The sequence below is a fragment of the Oleiphilus sp. HI0123 genome (assembly GCF_001635315.1).
On record NZ_LWGE01000608.1, the window covers coordinates 1 to 654 of the forward strand.

Consider the following 654-nt stretch of genomic DNA (forward strand, 5'->3'; position numbering starts at 1 on the left):
CCTGTATCGCCTCGTAAGAAATATTGTTCATGCCGAAATGTCGTATGAAGCCTTCCCAAAGCCAAGGGCCATGAAGTTTCGCATCTGGGATAACCTGATCCCAAAGACCCAAAGACGAAATGATGTCTGGGTCCTGGTGAGAAGCAAACAAGTGAGTGATTTGCTCTAAAGGAATGTATTTGACGACAGAGCTTAACATAGGAGCAAAAAGCTCAACACCGCCAGGATCGAGTAAAACAGCTTGTTGATTATTCACGATCATAAACTGATTCGAATCAATAATTTTTTCAGGCTTGTCAGGGTCTCTTCCGAAATAGATCCATTGATGCTTTTCTTGATATATTGCTTGAGATTTCATGTGCGTGCCTAGATTAGTTTATTGTTAGTAGATAAAAACTTTAACGCTTTATCGATATGGTAAAGGATGCGCTTGATCATCTCTTCAACGTTATGCGCCATATCGAGTAAAACAGGGCTATGTTCGCCAGTTCGAGGCGCTTCGATTTTGGAATTAACAGCAATAACGGCGATGCTACGAATATTCTTTTGCATTTCCGTCAGAAGGTCATTTAGTTCGCGGTTAAAGCGTGCAATGCGTTCACGGCTTTGCTGCTCGCGTTGAGGGCGCCCCTGGATGTGTTGTTGGACGATCTG

The 654-nt window shown here is 43.1% G+C and carries 2 protein-coding genes; both read right to left on the bottom strand.

All coding sequences use genetic code 11. The annotated features are described in order from the left end of the window. Nucleotides 1-358: MBL fold metallo-hydrolase (locus A3761_RS05500; RefSeq protein ID WP_156491630.1), on the bottom strand; the 358-nt coding region annotated here is incomplete at its 3' end. Between the two features lie 8 nt (nucleotides 359-366). Further along, nucleotides 367-654 (bottom strand): hypothetical protein (locus tag A3761_RS05505; protein WP_156491631.1); only part of this gene is annotated, 288 nt, incomplete at its 5' end.